The sequence below is a fragment of the Catellatospora bangladeshensis genome (genome assembly GCF_016862575.1).
Taxonomy (GTDB): Bacteria; Actinomycetota; Actinomycetes; order Mycobacteriales; family Micromonosporaceae; genus Catellatospora; species Catellatospora bangladeshensis.
Genome location: NZ_BONF01000010.1, coordinates 277,106 through 299,286, shown reverse-complemented (window position 1 = coordinate 299,286; position 22,181 = coordinate 277,106). Strand labels below are relative to the sequence as shown.

26 protein-coding genes and 1 pseudogene are annotated in these 22,181 nt (G+C 72.2%); 11 read left to right on the top strand and 16 right to left on the bottom strand.

What is annotated here, in order from left to right; all coding sequences use genetic code 11:
- Positions 1-38: 38 nt before the first annotated feature.
- Positions 39-1,094: a TerC/Alx family metal homeostasis membrane protein gene (locus Cba03nite_RS10495; RefSeq protein ID WP_203744658.1), complete on the bottom strand. Its 1,056-nt coding sequence runs from the start codon at positions 1,092-1,094 to the stop codon at positions 39-41.
- A 239-nt stretch (positions 1,095-1,333) separates the two neighbouring features.
- Between Cba03nite_RS10495 and Cba03nite_RS40270 the strand changes: the two genes are divergently transcribed.
- Entirely contained in the window at positions 1,334-1,456 is a 123-nt protein-coding gene (locus tag Cba03nite_RS40270) for a hypothetical protein (protein WP_275411570.1), read from the top strand.
- Here the strand turns inward: Cba03nite_RS40270 and Cba03nite_RS10490 are convergent.
- The 3 genes from Cba03nite_RS10490 to Cba03nite_RS10480 all read right to left on the bottom strand — a co-directional run bounded on the left by Cba03nite_RS10490 (position 1,432) and on the right by Cba03nite_RS10480 (position 2,789).
- A complete protein-coding gene (locus Cba03nite_RS10490) occupies positions 1,432-1,887 on the bottom strand; it encodes an STAS domain-containing protein (protein ID WP_203744656.1) in 456 nt (151 codons plus the stop codon). The two genes, Cba03nite_RS40270 and Cba03nite_RS10490, sit on opposite strands and share 25 nt — an antisense overlap.
- A 24-nt stretch (positions 1,888-1,911) precedes the next feature.
- Positions 1,912-2,265: an STAS domain-containing protein gene (locus Cba03nite_RS10485; protein WP_203744654.1), complete on the bottom strand. Its 354-nt coding sequence runs from the start codon at positions 2,263-2,265 to the stop codon at positions 1,912-1,914.
- Positions 2,266-2,351: 86 nt separating this feature from the next.
- Entirely contained in the window at positions 2,352-2,789 is a 438-nt protein-coding gene (locus Cba03nite_RS10480; protein ID WP_203744652.1) for an STAS domain-containing protein, read from the bottom strand.
- Between the two features lie 201 nt (positions 2,790-2,990).
- Between Cba03nite_RS10480 and Cba03nite_RS10475 the strand changes: the two genes are divergently transcribed.
- The 3 genes from Cba03nite_RS10475 to Cba03nite_RS10465 are packed head-to-tail and all read left to right on the top strand — an operon-like array spanning position 2,991 to position 5,583.
- Complete coding sequence (locus tag Cba03nite_RS10475) at positions 2,991-3,668, top strand: response regulator transcription factor (protein WP_203744650.1); 678 nt, start codon at positions 2,991-2,993, stop codon at positions 3,666-3,668.
- On the top strand, positions 3,665-5,020 hold the full coding sequence (locus Cba03nite_RS10470; RefSeq protein WP_203744648.1) for a HAMP domain-containing sensor histidine kinase: 1,356 nt from the start codon (positions 3,665-3,667) through the stop codon (positions 5,018-5,020). The genes Cba03nite_RS10475 and Cba03nite_RS10470 overlap by 4 nt, the downstream gene beginning before the upstream one ends.
- Positions 5,017-5,583 carry a GerMN domain-containing protein gene (locus Cba03nite_RS10465; RefSeq protein WP_203744647.1) on the top strand — a complete coding sequence of 189 codons (567 nt, stop codon included), beginning with the start codon at positions 5,017-5,019 and terminating at the stop codon, positions 5,581-5,583. The genes Cba03nite_RS10470 and Cba03nite_RS10465 overlap by 4 nt, the downstream gene beginning before the upstream one ends.
- A 6-nt stretch (positions 5,584-5,589) precedes the next feature.
- On the opposite strand, the gene Cba03nite_RS10460 is transcribed toward Cba03nite_RS10465, so the two are convergent.
- Positions 5,590-6,243 (bottom strand): response regulator transcription factor, encoded by a 654-nt coding sequence (locus Cba03nite_RS10460; protein WP_203744645.1) that lies wholly within the window; start codon positions 6,241-6,243, stop codon positions 5,590-5,592.
- On the bottom strand, positions 6,240-7,199 hold the full coding sequence (locus tag Cba03nite_RS10455; protein ID WP_203744643.1) for a HAMP domain-containing sensor histidine kinase: 960 nt from the start codon (positions 7,197-7,199) through the stop codon (positions 6,240-6,242). The genes Cba03nite_RS10460 and Cba03nite_RS10455 overlap by 4 nt, the downstream gene beginning before the upstream one ends.
- A gap of 500 nt (positions 7,200-7,699) precedes the next feature.
- Here Cba03nite_RS10455 and Cba03nite_RS10450 point away from each other — a divergent pair, with 500 nt between their 5' ends.
- From Cba03nite_RS10450 to Cba03nite_RS10430, 5 genes are all read left to right on the top strand, one after another.
- Positions 7,700-8,995, top strand: coding sequence for an ArsB/NhaD family transporter (locus Cba03nite_RS10450; RefSeq protein ID WP_239125617.1), 1,296 nt, complete (start codon positions 7,700-7,702; stop codon positions 8,993-8,995).
- Positions 8,974-9,297: a hypothetical protein gene (locus Cba03nite_RS10445; protein ID WP_203744641.1), complete on the top strand. Its 324-nt coding sequence runs from the start codon at positions 8,974-8,976 to the stop codon at positions 9,295-9,297. Before Cba03nite_RS10450 ends, Cba03nite_RS10445 begins: the two co-directional genes overlap by 22 nt.
- Positions 9,294-9,542 carry a cation:proton antiporter regulatory subunit gene (locus Cba03nite_RS10440; protein WP_203744639.1) on the top strand — a complete coding sequence of 83 codons (249 nt, stop codon included), beginning with the start codon at positions 9,294-9,296 and terminating at the stop codon, positions 9,540-9,542. Before Cba03nite_RS10445 ends, Cba03nite_RS10440 begins: the two co-directional genes overlap by 4 nt.
- Before the next feature lie 144 nt (positions 9,543-9,686).
- On the top strand, positions 9,687-10,208 hold the full coding sequence (locus Cba03nite_RS10435) for a SigE family RNA polymerase sigma factor (RefSeq protein ID WP_203744637.1): 522 nt from the start codon (positions 9,687-9,689) through the stop codon (positions 10,206-10,208).
- Position 10,209: 1 nt separating this feature from the next.
- A complete protein-coding gene (locus Cba03nite_RS10430) occupies positions 10,210-11,295 on the top strand; it encodes a hypothetical protein (protein WP_203744635.1) in 1,086 nt (361 codons plus the stop codon).
- Between the two features lie 65 nt (positions 11,296-11,360).
- Here Cba03nite_RS10430 and Cba03nite_RS10425 read toward each other — a convergent pair whose 3' ends face one another.
- The gene (locus Cba03nite_RS10425; protein ID WP_203744633.1) at positions 11,361-12,137 is read right to left on the bottom strand and encodes a hypothetical protein; all 777 of its coding nucleotides are present in this window, start codon (positions 12,135-12,137) and stop codon (positions 11,361-11,363) included.
- 77 nt (positions 12,138-12,214) lie between these two features.
- Complete coding sequence (locus tag Cba03nite_RS40610; RefSeq protein WP_373315737.1) at positions 12,215-12,427, bottom strand: rhamnogalacturonan lyase family protein; 213 nt, start codon at positions 12,425-12,427, stop codon at positions 12,215-12,217.
- Here Cba03nite_RS40610 and Cba03nite_RS10420 point away from each other — a divergent pair.
- Positions 12,401-12,700: pseudogene (locus tag Cba03nite_RS10420) on the top strand (helix-turn-helix domain-containing protein); the annotation flags it as partial. The gene Cba03nite_RS40610 and the pseudogene Cba03nite_RS10420 sit on opposite strands and share 27 nt — an antisense overlap.
- Before the next feature lie 47 nt (positions 12,701-12,747).
- On the opposite strand, the gene Cba03nite_RS10415 reads toward Cba03nite_RS10420, so the two are convergent.
- The 4 genes from Cba03nite_RS10415 to Cba03nite_RS10400 all read right to left on the bottom strand — a co-directional run bounded on the left by Cba03nite_RS10415 (position 12,748) and on the right by Cba03nite_RS10400 (position 17,374).
- Positions 12,748-13,233 carry a hypothetical protein gene (locus Cba03nite_RS10415; protein WP_203744631.1) on the bottom strand — a complete coding sequence of 162 codons (486 nt, stop codon included), beginning with the start codon at positions 13,231-13,233 and terminating at the stop codon, positions 12,748-12,750.
- A gap of 250 nt (positions 13,234-13,483) precedes the next feature.
- Positions 13,484-14,023 carry a hypothetical protein gene (locus Cba03nite_RS10410; protein WP_203744629.1) on the bottom strand — a complete coding sequence of 180 codons (540 nt, stop codon included), beginning with the start codon at positions 14,021-14,023 and terminating at the stop codon, positions 13,484-13,486.
- A gap of 125 nt (positions 14,024-14,148) precedes the next feature.
- The gene (locus tag Cba03nite_RS10405) at positions 14,149-16,416 is read right to left on the bottom strand and encodes a rhamnogalacturonan lyase family protein (protein WP_203744627.1); all 2,268 of its coding nucleotides are present in this window, start codon (positions 16,414-16,416) and stop codon (positions 14,149-14,151) included.
- Positions 16,417-16,573: 157 nt separating this feature from the next.
- Complete coding sequence (locus tag Cba03nite_RS10400) at positions 16,574-17,374, bottom strand: hypothetical protein (RefSeq protein WP_203744625.1); 801 nt, start codon at positions 17,372-17,374, stop codon at positions 16,574-16,576.
- Positions 17,375-17,597: 223 nt separating this feature from the next.
- Between Cba03nite_RS10400 and Cba03nite_RS10395 the strand changes: the two genes are divergently transcribed.
- A complete protein-coding gene (locus Cba03nite_RS10395; RefSeq protein ID WP_203744623.1) occupies positions 17,598-18,455 on the top strand; it encodes a septum formation family protein in 858 nt (285 codons plus the stop codon).
- A 56-nt stretch (positions 18,456-18,511) separates the two neighbouring features.
- Here the strand turns inward: Cba03nite_RS10395 and Cba03nite_RS10390 are convergent, their stop codons facing one another.
- From Cba03nite_RS10390 to Cba03nite_RS10375, 4 genes are all read right to left on the bottom strand, one after another.
- The gene (locus Cba03nite_RS10390; protein WP_203744621.1) at positions 18,512-19,261 is read right to left on the bottom strand and encodes an ABC transporter permease; all 750 of its coding nucleotides are present in this window, start codon (positions 19,259-19,261) and stop codon (positions 18,512-18,514) included.
- An 11-nt stretch (positions 19,262-19,272) separates the two neighbouring features.
- Positions 19,273-20,061, bottom strand: coding sequence for an ABC transporter permease (locus tag Cba03nite_RS10385; protein ID WP_203744619.1), 789 nt, complete (start codon positions 20,059-20,061; stop codon positions 19,273-19,275).
- Positions 20,061-21,014, bottom strand: a complete 954-nt coding sequence (locus Cba03nite_RS10380) for an ABC transporter ATP-binding protein (protein ID WP_373315736.1) — start codon at positions 21,012-21,014, stop codon at positions 20,061-20,063. Before Cba03nite_RS10380 ends, Cba03nite_RS10385 begins: the two co-directional genes overlap by 1 nt.
- Positions 21,015-21,099: 85 nt before the next feature.
- Positions 21,100-22,098 (bottom strand): zinc-binding alcohol dehydrogenase family protein, encoded by a 999-nt coding sequence (locus Cba03nite_RS10375; RefSeq protein ID WP_239125634.1) that lies wholly within the window; start codon positions 22,096-22,098, stop codon positions 21,100-21,102.
- Positions 22,099-22,181: the final 83 nt, after the last annotated feature.

Here is a 22,181-nt window from a genome sequence, read left to right as displayed (position 1 = left end):
GCCTGGCGTGGCGGCGCCCGGACCGGCGGCAGCCCTGATCAGGCTCCGGTGCGGCTGACGGTGTCCCCGCGGGATCCGTCCACGGCGAGCGCGGCCTCGGCGGCGAGGGCGCTGCGGCGGTCCCGCCGGTTGGCGAGCACGCTGGCCACGATCACGACGGTCAGCACGCCCAGGATGACGCCCAGCGATAGCAGGGTCGGCACGTCCGGCACCGCGGGCCACACCGTGTGCGCCCAGTGCAGCACCAGCTTGACGCCGATGAAGGCGAGGATCAGCGCGAGGCCGTGGTTGAGGTAGCGCAGCGCGCCCAGGGCGTTGTGCAGCACGAAGTACAGCGCGCGCAGGCCGAGCAGGGCGAACGCGTTGGTCGCGAAGACCAGGTACGGGTCCTCGGTGACGCCGTACACGGCCGGGACGGAGTCGACCGCGAACACCACGTCGGTCATGAACACGGCGGCGACGACCAGCGCCATCGGCGTCAGCGTCCGCACGCCGTCCAGGCGCACGGTCAGCTTCGAGCCGTGGTACTGCTCGGTCACCGGCATCAGGCGGCGCAGCAGGCGTACGCTGCGCAGGTCGCCGATGTTGACGTGGTGCTCCTCGTCGCGGGTCGCGTCGCGCATCACCTTCACCGCGGTCACCAGCAGCACCGCGCCGAACAGCAGGAACGCCCAGGTGCCGGTCTGCAGCACGGCGGCGCCCGCCGCGATGAAGATCGCGCGCAGCACCAGCGCGCCGACGATGCCGTACAGCAGCACCCGCTGGCGCAGCGCGGCGGGCACCGCGAACGCCGACAGCAGCAGCATGAAGACGAACAGGTTGTCCACGGACAGGGACTTCTCGACCACGTATCCGGTGAAGAACTCCACGCCCGGCGTGGAGCCGTAGGTCCACCACACGAACAGCCCGAACACGGCGGGCAGGGCGAGGTAGAAGACGCTCCAGCCGACGGCCTCGCGCATGCCGACCTCGTGCGGGCGGCGGGTGACGACGAAGTCGACGGCGAGCAGCAACAGCAGTACGCCGATGGTGACCGCCCACAGCGTCGGCGTGGCGATCGACTGCAGCGGGGCGGCGAGGACGGACGCGGACATGAGGTCTCCCAGACGTTTCGGTCTGAGGTCTCCTTCACCCGCCTGCGGGCGCCGATCCGGGGGCTGGATGACCAGCCCGTACTGTCCGGAGCGAACTTGCCGAAGTACTCCCCTCGGAGCGCCAGGCTAGCCACCTGACCTGTGAGCTTCCTGTGTGTGACGGGTGAGAAAGCTGAGGTTGACCAGGGGCGGCGTCGGGCGTGACCGTGGAGGAAAGGTCACGGCCCGGGGGAGGCCACATGATCATCAACCTGCTCGTCACGATCCTGCTGCTCGTCAGCGTCGCCGTCAGCTCCGTGGCGCTGATGTCACCGCCCTACCGCACGCCACGCGACGGCTACCGCCACCGGCACGGCCACTGAAGCCACGACCGTCCGAAGGGGACGGCCGGCGCCGGGGGGAGGCGCCGGCCGTCCGGCGCGGCGCCGGGGCACACGGTCCCGGTGTGCGGCGCGCGCAGTGGCATGCCGCGCCGCGGACGGGCGGGCAGCAGATGCCCGGCGCCGTATGCGCGCAGCGACGCGGCCACCACTCGGGAGCAGCCGTCCAGGGTGAACGGGATGCCGCGCCGGGCCGCCTCGCGCCCGCACAGCACCACCGCGGCAACGCCCACGTCGTCGATGCGGCGCACCGCCCGCAGGTCCAGCCGCACCGCGCCGACCCGGCGCGTACGCAGCAGCGAGACCAGGAACTTCGGCAGCCGGTGGGCGTTGTCGGCGTGCAGCGCACCGGCGGCGGTGAGCTGCACCGGGCTCGGGCGCCCGGCCAGCCGCAGCTGGAGGTCCTCAGCCACGGCGGCCCGCCCGGCGGTCCCGGCTCACAGCGCGGCCTGCTGGGTGCCGCCCAGGGTGAGCGTGCCGTCGGCGCCGATGACCTGCAGCACCCGGTCGACCTTGGCCAGCCGCAGGTTGCGCTGGGCGCGGGCGGACGGCGAGCGCAGCGCCACCGAGCCGCCGTCGCGCATCGCCCGCCGGTGCGTGTCCAGCAGCAGCAGGATGCCCGCGGCGTCGATCATCTCGCAGCCGGCCAGGTCGATGACCAGCCGGCGCGGGTGCAGCGCGAGCGCCTCCTCCAGCATGTCGTTGACGCCCGGGGCGGACTGGGCATTCAGATCGCCGTTCACCCGCACCTCGACCAGCGGCACCACCGGCACCGCCTGAGCCTCGTCCACTGCCGCCTCCCTCACCGCCGGGACCGAGCCTTCCGCGGGGGTACGGCGATCACCCCGCGGAACCGTGACAGTTGTGTGACAGGCGTTCACCGGTGCGGCCGCCTCGACAGTGACAGCCGGCCCAGCCGCGGCGGCCGCAGGCAGTGCCGTCCGGGGCGGTGGCTGCGGCGCAGCGCGGCGGCGGGCGGCAGCTGCGGCCGGGTCCCCGGGGCGGGCGCGAGCAGGTCGTCGGCGCCGCAGGCGCGCACGGTGGCCCGTACGCAGGCGCTCGGCTGGGTGATGCGCAGCTCGGCGCCCCGCGCGCGGACGTCGCGGCGGCACGCGATCAGGGTGGCCACCCCGGCGGCGTCAATGTGGTCGACGTCGCGCAGGTCGAGCACCAGCCGGGACGGGCGCAGCCGGCGCAGCGCCAGGTCGATCGTCGTGGTGAGCCGGTGCGCGCTGGCCGTGTCGAGCCGCCCGCCCGCGGTCAGGTAGAGGCCGAGCGCGGTGGAGTAGAGGCGCAGCCGGAGCGCGGCGGTCACCGGCTCCTCCGGCCGGAGCAGCCCTTTCGCGGCATGTCACGGTGCGTAAACGGCACGTCCACCTCCTGCGGTCACGGTGCGGCAAACGATCGCGGCGCGGTGTGGCGAAAACCTCGCGGACGCATGACAGTTCTGTGACAAACCCCAAGAACGCCTGATCAGGCCTGTTTACCTCCGGCCGGGGTGCGGCATGATGCCGCGGTGTTCGAGGTACTGGTGATCGAGGACGACGACCGGATCCGGCTGGCGCTGACCCTGGCCCTGGAGGACGAGGGCTACGTCGTGCGCTCCGCGGCCACGGCCGAGGAGGGCCTGCTCAGCCAGCGCCGCGAGCCGGCCGACACGGTGCTGGTCGACCTGATGCTGCCCGGTATCGACGGCTTCCAGTGCATCCGGGAGCTGCGCCGCACCGACGACGTGCCGGTGGTCGTCATCAGCGCCCGCGACGACACCCACGACATCGTCGCGGCGCTGGAGGCGGGCGCCGACGACTACCTGGTCAAGCCCGCCGCGACGAAGGAGCTGACGGCGCGGCTGCGGGCGCTGCGCCGCCGGGCCCGGCCGCTGCCCGCCGCCCAGCCGGCCGAGCTGGTGCTGGGCGAGCTGGAGGTGCGGCCGCTGGCCGGCGAGGTGCTGCTGCGCGGCGAGCAGCTGACGCTGACCCGCACCGAGTTCCGGCTGCTGAGCGAGCTGGCCGAGCACGCCGGGCAGGTGCTGTCGCGCCAGCAGCTGCTGCAGCGCGTCTGGGAGTACGACTTCGGCGACGAGCGCCTGGTCGACGTGCACGTGGGACGGCTGCGCCAGAAGATCGAGGACAACCCGGGCAGCCCGCAGCGGCTGGTGACCGTACGCGGTCTCGGCTACAAGATGCCGCGATGAGGCGCCCCGGCCTGCGCACCCGGGTCACCGCGGGCTTCGCCGTCGGGGCGCTGCTGGTGTCCGCGGCGATGGCGCTGCTGTCGTACCAGGTCACCGAGCGCTACCTGCTCGACGAGCGGGAGCGCAGCGCCGGGCGTGCGGTCCTGTCCGACGCCGGCATCGTGCGGGCCGGTCTCAGCGGCGACGATCCGGACGAGCTGGAGGTGCTGCGCTCGCTGGACACCGGCGCGAACCGGCGGGCGCTGCTGCTGCGCGAGGGCGTGCCCTACTCCCGCACGGTCGACTCCGGACTGGCCCGCAACCTGCCGGACAGCCTGGTCGCACTCGTCGAGCGGGGCGAGCCCGGGGTGCAGCGGGTGCGCATCAACGACCGCCCGGCCATGGTGTTCGGGGTGCCGCTCGGCCCGTCCACGGCCCTCTACGAGGTCGACTACCTGCACGAGCTGGACCGCTCGCTGAAGGCGCTGGCGCTGGTGCTCACCCTGGCCGCCGCGGGCACCGCCGGAGCGGGCGCGCTGCTGGGCTGGTACGCCAGCCGCCGCGTGCTGCGCCCGCTGAGCACGGTGGCCGACGCCGCCCGCGACATCGCCGACGGCCGGCTCAGCGCCCGCCTCGACCCGGAGACCGAACCGGACCTGGCCCGGCTCGCCGCCTCGTTCAACCGCATGGTGGACCAGCTCTCCGCCCGGATGGAGCGCGACCGGCGCTTCGCCGCCGACGTGAGCCACGAGCTGCGCTCGCCGCTGCAGACGCTGTCGTCGGCCGCCAGCGTGCTGCAGCGGCGCAGCGCGAACTACGACGAGCGCACCGGGCTGGCCGCGCGGCTGCTCGTCGAGGAGGTCGACCGGTTCCAGGAACTCGTCACCGACCTGCTCGAACTGGCCCGCAGCGACCAGCCCGCCGACGTGGCCGCGACCGACATCGCCGCGCTGGCCCGGCAGGTCTGCCGCAGCCGCGGCCTGCCCGCCGAGCTGGTGGTGGTCGCGCCGGACGCGGGCGCGCTGTGGCAGGTGGACCGGCGGCGCGTCGAGCAGGTGCTGGCCAACCTCGTCGACAACGCGCAGGCGCACGGCGGCGGCGCGGTCGCCGTACGGGTCGGGCGGGACCCCGGCGGGCACGTGCTGGAGGTCGATGACGAGGGCCCCGGCGTCAGCCCCGCCGACCGCGACGCGATCTTCGACCGGTTCGTGCGCGGCCGCTCGGCCGGGGCACGCGGCAACACCGAGGGCACCGGCCTGGGCCTGGCGCTGGTCGCCCAGCACGTGTCGGCGCACGGCGGCACGGTGCAGGTGCTGGACCGGCCCGGCGGCGGGGCCCGGTTCCGAGTCGTACTGCCGCGGGAGGACGCATGATCCGCGCCGTCGCCGCCCTGGCCGGGGGCTTCCTGCTGCTGGGGGGCCTGTCCGGCTGCGGGGTGCCCGCCGAGGACACCGCCCGGGTCATGGAGCAGACCGCCCCCGCCGTTCGGCGCAGCCCGGCCCCGGCCGTGACCGCGACCGGCACCGTCGTCGAGCGGCTGTTCCTGGTCCACGACGGCCTGCTGGTCGCGGTCGAGCGCAAGGTGCCCACCCGGCCCGACGCGCAGCAGCTCGTCGCCGACCTGATCGCCGGTCCCACCCAGGCCGAGCAGGACGCCGGGATCATCAGCGCGCTGCAGGGGGTCACCGCGATCAGCTCGGCCACCGACGCGGGCGGCTCGGCGACCGTGGAGCTGTCCACCGCGCTGGAGGTCACCGGCCGCGCCGACGACGTGCTGCCGTTCGCGCAGCTCGTGTGCACCCTGTCCAGCCGCCAGGAGATCAGCCGGGTGCTGTTCACCCGGCAGGGCGCGCGCATCGGCGTGCCCCGCGAGGACGGCTCGCTCACCGAGGAGCCGCTGACCTGCGACGACTACGCGGGCCTGGTCCGGCACTGAGCCGGGTCACGGCTCGATCAGACCGGCCCGGATGGCGTAGCGGGTCAGTTCGAGCCGGTCCCGCAGCCCGAGTTTCTGCAGCAGGTTGGCGCGGTGCCGCTCCACGGTCTTGACGCTGATGAACAGCAGCCCCGCGATCTCCTTGGACGAGTGGCCCTCGGCGACCAGCTTGAGCACCTCCTCCTCCCGCTCGGTGACCACCCGCGCGGGCAGCTCGCCGCCCCGGGCCGCCCGGTCCAGATAGTCGCGGATCAGCGCGGTGACCGCGCCCGGGTAGAGGAACGGCTCGTCGCGCATCGCCGCCCGGCACGCCTCGACCAGGTCCCGGTCGGCCACCGACTTGAGCACGTAGCCGCTGGCCCCGGCCCGCAGCGCCTCGAAGAAGAACTGCTCGTTGTCGTACATGGTCAGGATCAGGATGCGGATGCCCGGCAGCAGCCGCGACAGCTCCCGCGCCGCCTGCAGGCCGGTGAGCCGCGGCATGGCGATGTCGAGGATCGCCAGGTCGGGGCGCTCGGTGCGGGCCAGCGCGATCGCCTCCGCGCCGTCGCCGGCCTCGGCCACCACGGTCAGGTCGGGTTCGCTGTCGAGGATCAGCCGGACGCCGCGGCGTACCAGCGCGTGGTCGTCGGCGAGCAGGATGCGGACGGGTGTGCTCACGTCGCCGGGCCCTCCTGGCGGATCGGGGCGCGCAGCCGGATCTCGGTGCCGCCGGTGGCGCTGCGGTCGACGGACAGCTGGGCGCCGATGAGCAGCGCGCGCTCACGCATCCCGCGGATGCCCGCGCCCTCGGCGGCGCCCGCCGCGCCCCGGCCGTCGTCGGTGACGCGTAGCTCCACGTCCTGCCCTCGGCGCTGCAAGGACACCTCCACCGCCGAGGCGCGGGCGTGGCGGACGGCGTTGGTCAGGCCCTCCTGCGCGACCCGGTAGAGCACCAGCTCGGTCTCGGCGTCCAGCGGCGGCAGGTCGGGGCCGAGCCGATGGGTCACCGTCAGGTCGGTGTGCCCGGTCACCTCCGTGATCAGCGCCTTCAGCGCGGCGTTGAGCCCCAGCTCCTCCAGTACGCCGGGACGCAGGCGGCGGGCGATGCGGCGGATCTCGTCGAGGCTGCCCCGGGTCGTCTCCTGCACCTGGCGCAGCTCGGCCCGCACCGGCTCGGGCGCGCGCCGCGCCGCCTGCTCCAGCTGGAGCAGCACGGCGGTGAGCGTCTGGCCGACCTCGTCGTGCAGCTCCTGGGCGACCCGGCGGCGCTCGCCCTCCTGCGCCGACAGCGCGCGGGCGGTGCTGGTGGCCCGCTCGGCCTCCAGCCGGTCGAGCATCGTGTTGAACGCCCGGATCAGGTCGGCGATGCCGGAGTGCCCGGTCACCAGCGGGCGCGGCGCGGGCTGGAGCAGGTCGATGGTGCTCATGGCGCGGCTGAGGCGGCGCAGCGGGGCCAGCCCGACGCGTAGCAACGCCGCATTCGCGACCAGCATCAGCGCCAGCCCCACCGCCAGCACCAGGGCCTCGGTGAGCACCACCGGCGTCGACACGGTGACCGGGCCGAGCAGCAGCACCACGGTCGCCGCGACCAGCACGGCCGCGTTGAGCGCGAAGATCCGCCAGAACAGCGGCACCGATCGTCTCCCTCCACGGGGCTCGGGGACGTGCCGTTCGCGGGCCCGCATCATCGCTGTCGCGCGGGCAGCCCGGCTGACGCGGTTCGAGGCCCGTCCCTCCGTCACCACGACGCTATCCCCTTCTTGCCGTACGCGGACCGCGCGCGACCAGGCCCGGGACGGCCGCCACGCGCTCACGCCAAGGCAAGCGCGCGCCGCGCCCGGCGGCAATGGGCACTGCCACCCATTTCCGGCGGCGCCGGCCCGAATGCGGGTGACCCCCACGTGCTTATGGGTGGCGGCACGCATGGTCGCGGAACACCCTCGCGGCCGAGCATGGACACGGGCCGGCCCCTCCCGGCCGGCCCGCCACCGTACCCGCAGGCAGTGGGCCTACGGGACGACCCTCAGGAGGACCCGATGACACGTCCCGCCACCGATCGCAGGCGCTTGCCCAATCCACCCGACCCGCACCACCGCGCCGCCGACGCGGACACCGGCCCGCCGGGTGGGCGCGCGTGACCAACCTGCCCGCCGTCGTGGCACTCGCGATCTTCACGGTCGCGTTCGTGCTCATCGCCACCGAGAAGGTCCACCGCGTAGCCGTCGTGCTCGGCGCGGCCGGCCTGATGACCCTGCTCGGGCTCGTGCCCGGCTCGCACGTCTTCTACTCCCCGCACGCCGGCATCGACTGGGACGTCATCTTCCTGCTGCTCGGCATGATGATCATCGTTGGGGTGATCAAGCAGACCGGGGTGTTCGACTACCTCGGCGTCTGGGCCGCCCAGCGCTCCCGCGGCCGCCCGTACCGGCTGATGGTCCTGCTCATGCTCATCACCGCGGTGGCGTCACCGTTCCTGGACAACGTCACCACGGTCATGCTCGTCGCCCCGATCACCATCTCGGTCTGCCGCCAGCTCGGCATCCCCGCCGCGCCGTACCTGATCGCCGAGGTGCTCGCCTCCAACATCGGCGGCGCGGCCACCCTCATCGGCGACCCGCCGAACATCATCATCGGCAGCCGGGCCGGGCTGAGCTTCAACGACTTCCTCATCCACATGGCACCGATCACGGTGGTGCTGTTCGCGGTGTTCGTGCTGATGGCGCGGGTGATGTTCCGCAAGTCGTTCGTGTACCGGCCGGAGAAGTTCGCCGACATCGCGGCGCTCGACCCCCGCGAGAAGATCACCGACGGGCGGCTGCTGATCCGCTGCCTCATCGTCCTCGGACTGGTCACCGCCGGATTCACCCTGCACACCGTCATCCACGTCGAACCGGCCATCATCGCGCTGCTCGGCGCCGGTCTCATGGTGCTGGTGTCCCGCGCCGACACGGCGCAGTACCTCGCCGAGGTCGAGTGGTCCACGCTCGTGTTCTTCATGGGCCTGTTCGTCATGGTCGGCGGCCTGGTCGACACCGGCGTCATCCACCGGATCGGGCAGTGGACCGCCGACGCGGTCGGCTCCGACTACCTGGTCGCCGCGACCGGCCTGATCTTCGGGTCGGCGGTGCTGGGCGCGTTCTTCGACAACATCCCCTACGTCGCCACGATGTCCCCGATCGTCGAAGACCTGGTGGCCCAGAGCCCCGACCCGGCCACCGGGCGCAACCTCTGGTGGGCCTTCGCGCTCGGCGCCGACCTCGGCGGCAACGGCACCGCGGTCGCCGCCAGCGCCAACGTCGTCGTGCTCGGCATCGCCGCGAAGGCGGGGCAGCCGATCACGTTCTGGCAGTTCACGAGATACGGCATCGTCACGACCGTCGTGACGACGATCATCGCCTGGGGGTACGTATGGCTGCGTTACTTCACCTAGACCCGTCCACCCGCGAGGACGCGAGAGCGAAGGCACCGCCGTCCCGCCGCCGGGCCCGAGCAGGGCTGACGCTGCTCGCCGCGCTCGTAGTGCTGGGCGTGGCCGTGGCCCAGGGCGACGGGACGGTGCTCGCCGCCGGGCTGCTGCTCGCCGCTGCCGCCGTACGCCTGCTCGACGGCGGGGCGGGCGGCGCGATGAGCCGGACGGGCTGGTCCGGCCACGCGGCGTCCCCGCCCGGACCGCGAGCGCCCGACAGCAGCCGCCGGGGCGACCGGCCGCCGGCGGGAGAGGAGATGCCGTGACACTCATCGAACGTGCCGCCCTGCCCGGGATCGGCGTGCGGTTCAGCCTCACCACGTCCGACGGGCGGCGCCTGGCCATCGTGTGCCACCACTCCGGCCGCCGGGACCTGGTCGTCTACCCATCCCCGGAGGCCGAGACCGCGACCGGCTCGGTCTCGCTCACCTCGCACCAGGCGCACGACGTCGCCGAGCTGCTGTACACGCACGCGGCAGCGGGCACGGGGAGGTGCTGCTGCCAGGCGTGAGGCTCCTGTCGAAGCCGTCCCGGCACCGCTCGCCCGGTGCTGGGACGGCCTTCTCCTGTGCGCGCCGCGCCGTTGCCGGCTCGCCCACCCGATGCGTTAACCTCACCCGCCGCCCGGAGCGTTCAGGTGGTGGGAGGTTCACACATGCAACGACTCTGGGAACCGGCGCCGCCGGAGGGCTTCGCCCAGTTCGTCGCCGCGCGCTCGGATGCGCTGCTGCGGTCGGCCTGGCTGCTCACCGGTGACGCCGGGCGGGCCGAGGACCTGCTGCAGACGGTCCTGACCGACCTGTGGCGGCGCTGGGCCTCGATCACCGACGGCGGGCAGCCGGAGGCGTACGCGCGCAAGGCGCTGTTCACCACGTACGTGTCGTGGTGGCGGCGGCGGTGGCGGGCGGAGATCCCCAGCGACCCGCCGGAGCGGTCGGCGGGCGGGGACACGGCGGGGGAGTCCGCCGACCGGGACGCGGTGCGGCGGGCGCTGGCCCGGCTCAGCAGGCAGCAGCGGGCGGTGGTGGTGCTGCGCTACGTCGAGGACCTGTCGGTGCAGCGCACCGCCGAGGTGCTCGGCTGCTCCGAGAACACGGTCAAGGTCCAGTCGCTGCGCGCGCTGCGGTCCTTGCGTACCGATCCGAATCTCGAACTGTTCGCCGCAGGGAGGCCGTGACATGACACCCGAGGACGAGGACATCAAGCGGCTGCTGAACGGGGCCGTGCCGGTGCTGGCCGCGCCGGAGGACCGGGTGGGCGCGGTGGCCCGGAGGGTCGGCCGACAGCGGCAGCGCCTGCTCGCGGGCAGCGCGTTCGCCCTGGTGCTCGCTGTGGGGCTGGGCTTCGGCGGGGTGCGGATGCTCGGCGGGGGCGTCACCACGCCCGCCACCACGCTCGGAGCCTCCGTCGAGCCGAGCCGCTGGGTCTCCTGCGAGCGGACGGCACCGGAGCAGGGTCTGCTGCGCTACCACCTGACGGCGGATGAGGCCGCGGACCTGCCGCGTCTCGACGACGGCTTCGTCCCCGTCGCGGTCGTTCTCTGCGGTCAGGAGCAGCAGCGGCGGCCCGACGGCGGCGAGGACATGATGGGCGTCGAGCGGCGCGGCGAGGACGTGGCCGCCATCGTGGCCGCACTTCGCCTGCCGGATGAGCCCACGGCGACGGAAGGCCCCTGCTTCGCGATGCTCCCGGGCGCTCCGTGGCTGGCGGTCGTCGACGCGGACGGGCGGTGGACCCGGCCGGGCATCCCGCTCGGGCGGTGCCGCGCGTCCCGGCCGGAGTTCACCCAGGCGCTGCGGGCACTGCAGACGACCACGGTCGCGACATGGCGGATCAGGGAGGTGATCTCTGCCGAAGCCGCCGCGTCCGGGTGCAGCGAGAGCTACAAGGACGTGATCGCCCTCCAGGCCACGACCGAGTCCAGCCCTCGCCCGGGAACACCCACGCCGTTCCCGTCCGGGCCGGTCCGGGTGTGTGTGTACGAGGTGGCGCAGGGCCGGGACGGCGCGGGCGAGTTCGTCCACGGGACGGTGCTGCCGGAGGACCGGCGGGTGGCGATCGAGCAGGCGCTGCTGGCGGCGGGGCCGCCGAAGCCGTGCACCGAGCACGCGCGCCGCTTCGCACTGGTGCATTCGGTGAGCGGCTTCGACCCGCAGAACTATGTGGAGCTCGGCGGCTGTCACCGGATCATGTCGACCGGCAGCGGCGGGACCGTGTTCGCTCAGGGCGAGGCCGCGCTCGCGGAGCTGATCGACAAGCCCTGAGCGACCAAGGTCCGGGCCGGGCGCCCTTCAGCTGATGAAGGGGCCCGGCCCGACCGGATCGCCGGTCAGCCGAGCGGTTCCGGGAACGCCCAGGTGCCGAAGAACTCGCGGAGGACTAAGCCCAGCGCGGCGAGGGCGACCGAGGCCGCGACGGCGATGAGAAGTCCCCTCAGGCCCCGGTGGCGGCTGTCCACGTCAGGCTCGGACATCGGGCCCGGCCGCGCTGACCATGGGCGTTCGATGGCCAGCCAGGCCAGCACACCCAGTCCGAGGGGAACCCCCGTGGTGAGCCAGAACCAGTACCACCGCGTGCCGAGGGCGGGCGCCGGCCCCCTCACGATGATGGCCAGGCAGATGAGGCCGATGAGCATCGGCAGGTAGCGGGAGGCCGGGCGGATGTCGCCGTGCAGCGGCCGGGCGGTGTCCAGCAGCGACGCCATCACCGCCGCGCGGATCGCCTCCGTCTGCGGGCGGGACGGCTCGGCACCGCCGCCGGCCAGGAGACGGTCGGCGGGTGCGGCATCGGCCACTGCGTAGTACGTGCGTCCCTCGTTCGTGCGCCAGATGAACAGGGGGCCGTTGTGGCCCCACGACCGAAGTTCGGGCACCGTGCCCCACGAGGACAGCATTGGCCGTTCCCACTTGTCGGCCCACTGGTAGACCGTCACCTGTCCGGCAGCGATGTCCGTGCGGGCGTCGTCGGCCTCCGCCGGACGCGGCGCCGACCACCATGCTGCGACCGCCCACAGGCACCACGCGCCGACCAGCGCGATACGCAGTACCCGCCACGTTCCCCAGCCGCGCCACCTGCCGTCGCGGTGTTCACCCTTCGTCCCCGTCATGCGCGGCATCCTCCCAGCGAACGCCGCCGACGGGAAGCGGCGGCCGATTCGTCCTGGGCGGCTTCGAACAGGGGCCCTCAGGTCGGGTGCTGGTTAAGAAGGTGCCCTTCCTTTCTAGCGGAGGTAGCTGTGGGGAGGGTGGGGGCGGTCATGCCGTCGCCGATGAAGAAGCTCGGGTGGGGCGGCTGGTTGTAGGCGGTGTCTTGTCGCGTCTCGTTGCGCCTGTATTCAGGCGTGAGGGGCACCGGGTGGGACTTGCGGAGTTGAGCGTGTTGGAGCAGCGGTTCCATGCTGTGATGGAGTGCCTGGGCGGGACGCCGAAGACGGAGGTTGCCGCCCGCTATGCGGTGTCGCGGCAAACGATCCACAACTGGCTGACCCGGTATGCCGCCGAGGGCGTCGAGGGATTGGAAGACCGATCTCATCGGCCCCGCCTCTGCCCGCACCGGGTTGACGCCGAGACCGAAGCGCTGGTATGTGAGCTGCGCCGGGATCACCCTCGATGGGGTCCGCGTCGACTGCGGTTCGAGGCTGGTCGTCGCGGTGTCACGCCGCCGCCTTCCATCCCGGATCAGCAGGAGCAAACGCGCCTACGTGCCTGATCTGGTACTCACCGATCTGATCGCAGCCCGACCATGCTGTGTTCGATGAGACCTGCCGGAGTATCTGTGCGTCCGGACGTCTGCGTCATCAAAGCGACCAACTCGACGCGCAGTTCCCCGGCGGGCTCGCCAAGCACGATCGTGCTGAGGACAAGTTCAAGCATCACGCGGTCGTACTGATCCGAGGTGCGGCCGCATCGCGACGGATCGGCTTCTGTGACCGCCGCTGAGATGCGCCAGCCTTCGCCGGCCACGGCCGAAAACGATGCTTCGTAGATCCCAAACCCCGTCCAGCTGCGGTGCAGGAACACGGTCTGGTCCTCGACAAACACGTCCCACCGCTCGTCCATGCCACGGGCGCGGTAACCGAGCGTGATTCGTTCCCACTGCTCGTCGGACCAGGTCCGGGTCGGCAGCACCGCCATCGGCGCTGGCACGAGGATCGGTAATACGTGGCGCAGCGACGACCGGGTTACAGGCGAGGGCTCGATCATCGGGAGATCATACGAGTGCCGATGCCGCCAAGACGGCCTCGCCGGTCTCGGGCGCCGTACCATCGGCGTCAGCACCGGACATGACACAAATCGATCTTGACTGGGTGTAAAGCATCCTGCGACGCCGTACCGTCAAGCATCATGCGAGCCCAGACAGTTCGACAAGCCCTGAGCAGGAAAGGGCACCTTCTTGTTCGACGAACAAGAAGGTGCCCTTTTGATCGGTGCAGGCGTCCGGCGCTGGCGCTCACTAGCCGTCGGCGTCGCTGGCCGGAGGGCGCAGCTGGGGCAGCGGACCGATAGCCTGTACGCCGAGGTCACGGCGCGCCGCCGCATAGAAAGCGTCACGGGCTTCGCCTACGGCGATGTCGGCTTTTCGCCATTGCTGTCGGGTGCAAGCGTCTCCGCGGACGATCTCGACAGGTCGCCACAGAGCCCGATCCCATGCTCGCGCGGCATGCACAGCGTCGACATCGCCGAGCAGCAGCACAGCCTCCCAAGCGGCCTGCCGCGCGGCTATCGCGGTGGCGAGCTGGTCGAGACCCTCTCTGGGCGAGAGCGGTTCGATCGCCTTGTCAAGCCCGCGAGCAGCGGCGATACGGTGGGCGATCGTCATGATCTGTTTGCTCGTCTCGCCATAGGTTATGTAGGCAGTGAGCCTGCGGTCGTCCCAGCGAGTGCTCTGGGTTCGCCGCCAGCGCTGGCGCTCCGTGGCGGCCGTCGCCCAGTAGGCTCCTGCTGCGCCGACGACGACACCGAACAGCGGAAGTACAGAGTTCAGCAGGTCCATCGACCCTCCGGCCATGCTGGCGACTGATGTCTGAGCGTAGGACCGCTTGTCGACAGCACACCGTGATCCGGAGTTAAGAAGGGCACCTTCTTCTACGCATAGCGTTAAGAAGGTGCCCTTCCTTTCTAGCGGAGGTAGATGTTGGGGAGGGTGGGGGTGCTCATGCCGTCGCCGATGAAGAAGCTCGGGTGGGGCGGCTGGTTGTAGGCGGTGTTCTGCCAGGCGATGGCGACCCGGTACATCGGGTCGTGCATCAGGGTGTGGATGCGGCGGTCGGTGGTGTTGGTGGTGGCGTAGATACGCAGCGCCGTGTTGTCGCTGGTGCGCCAGATGACTTCCTCGCGCCAGTCGCCGAACAGGTCGGCGGACAGGGCCGGGGTGGACTTGGTGCCGTTGTTGGAGGCGACGTTGCTGCCGGTGAGCAGGCGGGTGTCGCCGGAGGTGCCGTACTTGTCGATGTGCGTGCCGTCGAGCAGCTCCCGCACCGGGTCGCCGTCCCACCAGACCAGGAAGTTGATCGAGCTGGGTTCACGGCCGAGTGACGCACCGTTGGAGGTGTTGCGCAGGGTGGTGTCGGAGGCCGACCAGGCTTCCGCGCCGGGGCTGCCGGCCCAGATGTCGCCCGCCACGCCACGCCCGTTGTCGGCCCCGGAGGCGGTGCTCCAGAGGATCTGGCCGGTCCGCGCGTCGGCCAACCACGAACCTGGCTGGCTGGTGCTCTCGCTGACCTTGAACACTTCCAGCCCGGCCCGGCTCGGGACGAGGTCGCCGACGTGCAGGGCGTCGCCGTGGCCGCGGGTGGTGTTCCACAGCGGCTGGCCGTTGTCGTTGATCGTCATCGCGCCGAAGATGATCTCGTCGCGCCCGTCGGCGTCCACGTCGCCGATGGACAGCTGGTGGTTGCCCTGCCCGGCGTACTGGCTGCCCGCGCTGTTGGAGTCGAAGGTCCAGCGGCGGGTCAGGCTCCCGTTGCGGAAGTCCCAGGCCACGATGACGGTACGGGTGTAGTACCCGCGCGACATGATCAGGCTCGGCCGCGCCCCGTCGAGGTACGCGGTGCCCGCCAGGAACCGGTCGACCCGGTTGCCGTAGCTGTCACCCCAGGACGAAACCGTGCCGCGCGGCGGCTCGTAGTTGACCGTCGACAGCGCCGCCCCGTTGAGGCCGTTGAACATGGTCAGGTACTCCGGCCCCGTCAGCACGTAGCCGGAGGAGTTGCGGTAGTCGGCGCTCGCGTTGCCGATGACCGTGCCGACGCCGTCGCGGGTCGCGTCGGCGGTCTTCATCGCGACCTCGGCGCGGCCGTCGCCGTCGTAGTCGTACACCTGGAACTGGGTGTAGTGCGCCCCCGCCCGGATGTTGCGGCCCAGGTCGATGCGCCACATGCGGGTGCCGTTGAGCCGGTACGCGTCGACGTAGACGTTGCCGGTGACCCCGGACTGCGAGTTGTCCTTGGCGTTGTCCGGGTCCCACTTGAGCACGATCTCGTACTGCCCGTCGCCGTCGAGGTCGCCGACCGACGCGTCATTGGCCGAGTATCCGCTGGCCGGCGCCGAGATCGGCACGTCGAGGTAGTTGCCCCCGGTGAAGCGCAGCGACGCCCCGGACGCGGCCTGCTCGACCCCGTTGACGACGGCCCGCACCGTGTAGGACGCGTCGGCCGCGGCACCGCTGTCGAGGTAGTTCGTCGAGTTCGTGATGGGGGAGGCGTTCACCTTGGTGCCGCCCCGGTACAGGTTGAACCCGGTGCTGTAGGACTCGGTGCCGAGCAGCCGCCAGGACACCAGGTTGGCGCTGCCGGAGCGGACGCTGACCAGGCCCCGGTTCAGGTCCTCCATCTGCTTCGCGCCGGACGGCGGCGGCCCGGACGGGCTCGGCGACGGCGGCGCGGAGGGTGACGGGGAGGCCGACGGCGACGCCGACGGGCTCGGTGACGCGCTGGCCGACGGCGACGGCGCGCCGGAGGTCGGCACCGGGGCGCCGGTGCAGGTGGTGCCGTTGAGCGCGAAGCTCGCCGGGGCCGGGTTCGACACGTCGTTCCAGCTGGCGTTGAAGCCGAACGCGGTGCTCGCGTTGGTCGCGATGGGCGCGTTGTAGCCGGCGTCGCGGACGGACACGGCCGTCCCGGACTGGGTGAACGTGCCGTTCCACAGCTGGCTGATGACCTGCCCGCCGGTGAAGCTCCAGGTCAGGGTCCAGCCGTTGACCGGGTCGCCGAGGTTGGTGATGGTGACGTTGGCGCCGAAGCCGCCGCCCCACTGGTTGGTGACGGCGTAGTCGACGCGGCAGCCCGCGGCGGCCTGGGCGCTGACCGCCGCGATCAGGCCGGCGGTCAGGGCCGTTGCGGTGGCGCCGGCGAGGATCGCCAGGCGCCGTCGGGTACGTGTGGGCATCTGTGTGCTCCCGAGGAAGGAGGTACGGGGGTCGCTGCCGACCGGCCGATGCATGCCCGTGCATCCGGTTGGCGTAGTTCGCGGTAGCGTGCCCTGCTCCCGCGAGCGATGTTAGACCCATCAATGAACCGTTTCAACCCGGGAAGCGGTCAGGCGGTCAGGACGCCGAGACGCGGACCGACACCGGCGCACCCCACCAGCCGTTGCGGACGAACAGCGCCCCGTACCAGCCCGACTGCGCGGGCCGGAAGGTGAGCGTCGCGGTCTGCGGGGTGTCCAGGTCGTAGACCGGCGTCGAGGCGGAGGCCACGGCGGTGCCGGGGGTCCGCGCCCACGTGGCGGGCTCGGTGCTGCTGCTGCCGAGCAGCTGCAGCGAGCTGAACCCACCGGTCGCGGTGAACGTGTACGTGGCCGTGTTCGACAGGTACACGTCGCGGATGTCGACGATCCAGTCGAGGTAGCTCGCGCCGATGGGCTGGTCGACGGCCGGCGTCGACGTGGACAGGGTGCGCCCGCCCTCGACGAACTGGACGTTGTACTTGACCGGGTTGGTCTCGCCCGGGTGTCCCAGCACCCGGGTCGCGTAGGCCCCGGCGGGCAGGCGCCCGGAGTTGTTGTCGAAGGCGACCCAGTCGGAGGGGATGAAGTCACCCTGCCGGCTCTCGCCGATCGCGCATCCCTCCAGGCTGAACAGCACGATGTCGGAGTCGTATCCCTGCGAACCCCGGGTGGCCACGACCGACCAGAAGTTGCTGCGGGTGGTGACGCGATAGGTGGCGAGCTGCCACTTCAGCACGGCGCCCGCGTCGTAGAGCGTCGCGCTGGCGGGCGCCAGGCAGGGCAGGGGTCCCGCGCTCGCGGGTGCGGTGGTAGGCCCGGCCAGCGCGGCGGCGGCCAGCAGGAACATCGCGGCGGCGGTGCCGGTCGTGCGCCGGGCGAGGGTGCGTCGTCGGTTCATCCTGGTCCTCCGAGGGGTGACGGGGTTCGCCGGCCGGTTGCGTGGACCACCATGGTGGTGCCGCCACCGGGGCCGCAGTCACCGTCGGTCGCCATCTCGACAGCACGGCCTGCGCAACCCGCCACCGGATCTTTCTGGCCGTTCGGCTGATCTGCGGCATCTCAAGATCGCATACCATCGCCCAGGCTACGACCTGGGAGGACTGGCGATGCGGGGACGCCTTTTGGCCGGCACTGTGCTGGCCGCACTGCTGACGAATCTGGCGCTGGCGGGCTGTGCGCCCGGCCTGCCGTCGCAGGCGGACGGCAAGCTCGTCGACGACTGGGCCAAGATGGCCGCCGTCACGGGCTGGGAGCCGAAGGTGGGCGAGTGCCTCGGCGGCGCCCCGACGGACGTGGCGATGCGCAGCGCGCCGATCGTCGACTGCGCGGAGACGCACTTCGGCGAGGTCGTGCACGTGGGCACCATCAAGGGCGACAAGTACCCGGGCCCGGCGCAGAAGGCCGCGGCGCTGGCCGAGTGCGACGCCAAGGCCAAGACCTACCTGGGCCGCCCGTGGGGCGACGCCCGGCTGGAGCTGCGCGTGGCGTTCCCGCGCACCGGCACCTGGGAGAGCGGCGCCCGCTGGTTCCGCTGCGAGGTCGCCCAGGTCAAGACCGTGGAGGACGACAGCAGCTTCACCACCCGCACGGGCAGCCTGAAGGGCGCCATCCCGGCCGCGCTGCTGGCAGGCTGCGTCGTCGTGCACAAGACCGGCGACGACATCTCCCAGATGGAGGACGTGCCGTGCAGCAAGGCGCACCACGCCGAGTACGTGGGCGTCTTCCGTGACACGGCCACCAGCCCGTACCCGACGTCCGACCGGCAGTGGAACCGCATCCACCGGGAGTGCGACAAGCTCACCGCCAAGTTCGTCGGCGTCAGCGTGAACCAGACCCTCTACTACGGCGGCATCGCCACGGTCCGTGACAAGGACACCTGGGCGTCGGGCGACCACGCGGTGCGCTGCGCGATCTCCTTCGGCAAGAAGACCGTCAAGAAGTCGGTCCGCGGCAGCAAGGGCAAGGGCATCCCGCTCTGACCTGTGACCAGCCATGACGCCGGGGACCCTTCGACACGGAGGGTCCCCGGCGCCGTTCAGGGCAGCAGCATCCGGGTCAGCCGCCGCGACGCGATCCAGCCGCCGGCCAGGCCCATGAGCAGCAGGTACGCCACGGCGAAGAGCGTGCCCGGCCCGAGTTGCCCGGTGGTGAGCCCGCGCAGCAGCTCGATGCTCTGGTAGAGCGGCAGCGCGGCGACCACCGGCCGCAGCACCTCGGGATACACCGACAGCGGGTAGAACGTGGTCGCGAACAGGAACATCGGCAGCATCACCAGCTGCAGGTACTGCTGGTGGTGGAACTCGCGGATCACGGTGATCGCGGCCATGCCCGCGGCCGAGAAGGCGTACGCGACCAGCACGCAGGCGGGCAGCGCGAGCAGCGCCCACCACGAGCGCACCATCCCGAACCCCGCGATCACGGCGAGGAAGCAGGCCGAGGACAGGGTGCCGCGCAGCACCGACGCGGCGATCTCGCCGTACGTGATGTCGCGCACCGTCAGCGGCGTGGTGACGATCGCGTCATAGAAGCGCTCGAAGCGCAGCCGCCACCACACCGACCCGGTGGTCTCACTGATCGCGCTGTTCATGGCCGAGGTGGCCAGCAGCGCCGGAGCGACGAAGGCCGCGTACGCCGCCGAGCCGCCGTCGATGAGCTGCCCGATGCCGACGCCGATGGACATCAGGTAGAGGAACGGCTCGAAGACCCCGTTGACGGCGAGGTTCCACGGGCGGCCCTTGCGCAGCACCCACAGGTGCCGCAGGACGATCAGGTGCGCTGCGGGCATCACGGCCCCTCTCACGGGTGCAGGTGTCGGCGGAAGTTGCGCCGGGCCACGAGGTAGCCCGCGAGCGCCATGACGGACAGGTACGCGACGTGCCCGAGGCTGCCCGCCCAGGTGGCGGTGCCGAGGGTGAGCGTGCGGCACAGCTCGACGCCGTGCCACAGCGGCGTGAGCGCGACCAGGTGACCGAGCGCGTCCGGCAGCTGGGCGGTGGCGAAGAAGGTGCCGGAGAACAGGTACAGCGGCATCACCACCCACTTGAACAGCGTCTGCACGGGGCGTACGTCGGGCAGCGTCACCGCCCAGGCGGTCACCGGCATGGCGAAGGCGAACCCGGTGAGCGTCGCGGCGGGCAGCGCCAGCAGGGCCAGCGGCGACGCCGCGACCCCGAACGCGAACATCACCGCGCAGAACGCGGCCGCGCCGATGGCGACCTTGACGGCCATGAACAGCGCGTGCCCGTGCAGCACGTCGACCGGCTCGAGCGGCGTCGACACCGCGACCGGGTACGCCCGGCCGGGCATGCGGTGGTAGCTGACCGGGAACGCCGACTCGACCATGCCGTTCTGCATCGACGCGGCGGCGAGCATGCCGGGGGCGAAGAACGCCAGGTAGCTCACCCCGCCCAGGGTGGCGTTGCCGGAGCCGACCAGGGTGCCCAGCCCGGCGCCGATGGCGACCAGGAACAGCAGCGGGTTGGCCACGCTGATGACGATGGTGCCCTTCCAGTTGCGCCGGTAGTGCAGCCAGAGGTAGCGGTAGAAGCGCAGGGCCATGTCCGGCGCGACGGCGGTGGTCGTCATCAGTCGACCAGCGTCCGGCCGGTCAGCGCGAGGAACACGTCCTCCAGGCTCGCCCGGCGCACCAGCGCGGTGACCGGGGACAGGCCCAGGGCATGCGCGGCGGCCAGCGCGGCGTCGCCCTCGGCGGTGTACCACAGCAGCCGGTCGGGCAGCTCCTCGATCCGGTCGCCGGTGCGGGACTGGCGCAGCTTCTCGACCGCGGCGGCCTGCTCGCCGATGCCGAACCGCAGCTCCAGCACCTCGCGGGTGGAGTGGGCGGCGATCAGCTCGGCGGGGGAGCCCTGGGCGACGATCCGGCCGCCGTCCATCACCACCAGCCGGTCGCACAGCTGCTCGGCCTCGTCCATGTAGTGCGTCGTCAGCACCAGGGTCACGCCCTGCTGCTTGAGCCGGAACAGCCGGTCCCACAGCACGTGCCTGGCCTGCGGGTCCAGGCCGGTGGTGGGCTCGTCCAGCAGCAGGATCTCGGGTTCGTTGATCAGCGAGCGGGCGATGGTGAGCCGCCGCCGCATCCCGCCCGACAGCGCCTCGACGCGCTCGCCGGCCTTCTCGGCCAGCTGCGCGAAGTCGAGCAGGCCCGTGGTGCGCTCGGCGACGACCTGCTGGGACAGCCCGAAGTAGCGGCCGTAGATGAGCAGGTTCTCCCGGACGCTCAGCTCGCTGTCGAGGGCGTCGTCCTGCGGTACGACGCCGATGCGGGCGCGGATGCAGCGCCCGTCGGTGGCGGGGTCCATGCCGAGCACGCGCAGCGTCCCGGCGGTGGGCGGGGAGACGCAGGCGATCATCCGCATGGTGGAGGACTTGCCGGCGCCGTTGGGTCCGAGGAAGCCGAACGCCTCGCCCCGGCGCAGGGTGAAGTCGACGCCGTTCACGGCGGTGAAGGGAGAGGAGCGCCGGTCGCGCGGCGGATAGGTCTTGACGAGCCCCGTGGCTTGTGCGATCACGTCTGACACAGCCGCCAGCGTATGAAGTGGACGGGAAATCCGCAAGAAATATACTTCCGTGCGGCAGTTGTTTGCACAGTTCCGCAAACCGCCGTCAGGGTATGAGCACCGCCGCGCCCTCCACCCGGTCCGCGGCCAGGTCCGCCAGCGCCTCGTCCGCCCGGTCCAGCGGGTACGGCGTCACCGTCACGGCCAGCGGGTGCGCCGCGGCCAGCGCCAGGAACTCCCGGCCGTCGTCGCGGGTGTTCGCCGCGACGCTGCGCAGCTGCCGCTCCTGGAACAGGTGCCGCTGGTAATTCAGCACCGGAATGTCGCTTAGGTGGATGCCCGCCACGGCCAGCGTGCCGCCCCGGTCCAGTGCCGACAGCGCCGGCGGCACCAGGTCGCCCACCGGCGCGAACAGGATCGCCGCGTCCAGCGGCTCCGGCGGGCGCTCGTCCGCCCCGCCCGCCCACGCCGCGCCGAGGCGCAGCCCCAGCTCGCGTGCTTCGGCCGAGCGGGTCATCACGTACACGGTCGCGCCCTGGGCGAGGGCGACCTGCGCGGTGAGGTGCGCCGAGGCGCCGAAGCCGTAGATGCCCAGGCGGCCCCCGGGCGGCAGCTCGGCCCGGCGCAGCGCGCGGTAGCCGATGATCCCCGCGCACAGCAGCGGCGCCAGGTGCGCGTCGTCGTAGCCCGCGGGCAGCCGGTAGGCGTATTCCGCCGGGACCACGGCGTACTCGGCGTAGCCGCCGTCGGCGTCCCAGCCCGTGTAGCGCGACGCCGGGCACAGGTTCTCCTGGCCGCGGCGGCAGTATGCGCACATGCCGTCGGTGTGGCGCAGCCAGGCGATGCCCACGCGCTCGCCCGCGGCCCACCCCGTCACCGCCGCGCCGAGGGCGGTGACCTCGCCGACCACCTCGTGCCCCGGGATCACCGGGCTGCGGTGCGGCGGCAGATCCCCCTCCGCCACGTGCAGATCGGTGCGGCACACCGCGCAGGCGCGTACGCGTACCAGCAGCTCGTCGTCGGCGGGCGCGGGCACCGCCCGCCGCACCGCCCGCAGCGGCCGCCCCGCGATCGGCCCCGGCCGCGCCACCTCCCACGCCGCCATCGAGTCCACGCGACCATCATCGCGCGGTGCTGACAAGATCATCCGACTTGCCAGGCATACGGGCGAAAACTCGGTCAAGATAC

Excerpts from the sequence above, each read along its gene's own strand:
- Cba03nite_RS10495 (WP_203744658.1), bottom strand. The coding sequence starts at position 1,094 with ATGTCCGCGTCCGTCCTCGCCGCCCCGCTGCAGTCGATCGCCACGCCG.
- Cba03nite_RS40270 (WP_275411570.1), top strand. The coding sequence starts at position 1,334 with ATGATCATCAACCTGCTCGTCACGATCCTGCTGCTCGTCAGCGTCGCC.
- Cba03nite_RS10470 (WP_203744648.1), top strand. The coding sequence starts at position 3,665 with ATGAGGCGCCCCGGCCTGCGCACCCGGGTCACCGCGGGCTTCGCCGTC.
- Cba03nite_RS10465 (WP_203744647.1), top strand. The coding sequence starts at position 5,017 with ATGATCCGCGCCGTCGCCGCCCTGGCCGGGGGCTTCCTGCTGCTGGGG.
- Cba03nite_RS10445 (WP_203744641.1), top strand. The coding sequence starts at position 8,974 with ATGGCTGCGTTACTTCACCTAGACCCGTCCACCCGCGAGGACGCGAGA.
- Cba03nite_RS10435 (WP_203744637.1), top strand. The coding sequence starts at position 9,687 with ATGCAACGACTCTGGGAACCGGCGCCGCCGGAGGGCTTCGCCCAGTTC.
- Cba03nite_RS10430 (WP_203744635.1), top strand. The coding sequence starts at position 10,210 with ATGACACCCGAGGACGAGGACATCAAGCGGCTGCTGAACGGGGCCGTG.
- Cba03nite_RS10425 (WP_203744633.1), bottom strand. The coding sequence starts at position 12,137 with ATGACGGGGACGAAGGGTGAACACCGCGACGGCAGGTGGCGCGGCTGG.
- Cba03nite_RS40610 (WP_373315737.1), bottom strand. The coding sequence starts at position 12,427 with ATGGAACCGCTGCTCCAACACGCTCAACTCCGCAAGTCCCACCCGGTG.
- Cba03nite_RS10415 (WP_203744631.1), bottom strand. The coding sequence starts at position 13,233 with ATGATCGAGCCCTCGCCTGTAACCCGGTCGTCGCTGCGCCACGTATTA.
- Cba03nite_RS10410 (WP_203744629.1), bottom strand. The coding sequence starts at position 14,023 with ATGGACCTGCTGAACTCTGTACTTCCGCTGTTCGGTGTCGTCGTCGGC.
- Cba03nite_RS10405 (WP_203744627.1), bottom strand. The coding sequence starts at position 16,416 with ATGCCCACACGTACCCGACGGCGCCTGGCGATCCTCGCCGGCGCCACC.
- Cba03nite_RS10400 (WP_203744625.1), bottom strand. The coding sequence starts at position 17,374 with ATGAACCGACGACGCACCCTCGCCCGGCGCACGACCGGCACCGCCGCC.
- Cba03nite_RS10390 (WP_203744621.1), bottom strand. The coding sequence starts at position 19,261 with ATGCCCGCAGCGCACCTGATCGTCCTGCGGCACCTGTGGGTGCTGCGC.
- Cba03nite_RS10385 (WP_203744619.1), bottom strand. The coding sequence starts at position 20,061 with ATGACGACCACCGCCGTCGCGCCGGACATGGCCCTGCGCTTCTACCGC.
- Cba03nite_RS10375 (WP_239125634.1), bottom strand. The coding sequence starts at position 22,098 with ATGGCGGCGTGGGAGGTGGCGCGGCCGGGGCCGATCGCGGGGCGGCCG.